The following is a 387-nucleotide window of genomic DNA, read 5'->3' as shown; positions in this document are numbered from 1 at the left end:
AGACGATCGACGCGCTCCTCGCCGCCGCCGGCGACCGGGTCGACGGGCTCGCGAACGTCGCCGGCATCATGGACGCGTTCCTCCCGCCGAGCGAGGTCGACGACGCCACCTGGGACCGCGTCTTCAGCGTGAACGTCACCGGGCCGATGCGGCTCACCCGAGCGGTCCTGCCGCTGATGATCGCCGCCGGACGCGGTGCGGTCGTGAACGTGGCGTCCGAGGCGGCGCTCCGGGCGTCGGCCGCGGGTGCTGCGTACACGGCGTCGAAGCACGCGATCGCCGGGTTCACCAAGAGCGTCGCGTTCTTCCACGGGCCGCAGGGCATCCGCGCCAACGCCGTCGCGCCCGGTGCGGTGGCGACGAACATCGAGGCGCCGATGCGCAGCG

At 73.6% G+C, this 387-nt stretch carries 1 protein-coding gene; it reads left to right on the top strand.

Annotated features, from left to right (window positions below; all coding sequences use genetic code 11):
- Positions 1-387: SDR family NAD(P)-dependent oxidoreductase (locus tag BIV01_RS12790; protein WP_139199349.1), on the top strand; the 387-nt coding region annotated here is incomplete at both ends.

This window comes from Curtobacterium sp. MCBA15_013 (assembly GCF_001865095.1).
In the GTDB taxonomy this organism is placed as follows: Bacteria; Actinomycetota; Actinomycetes; order Actinomycetales; family Microbacteriaceae; genus Curtobacterium.
The sequence above is the reverse complement of the archived record's forward strand: the minus strand, read 5'-3'. Positions and strand labels throughout refer to the sequence as shown.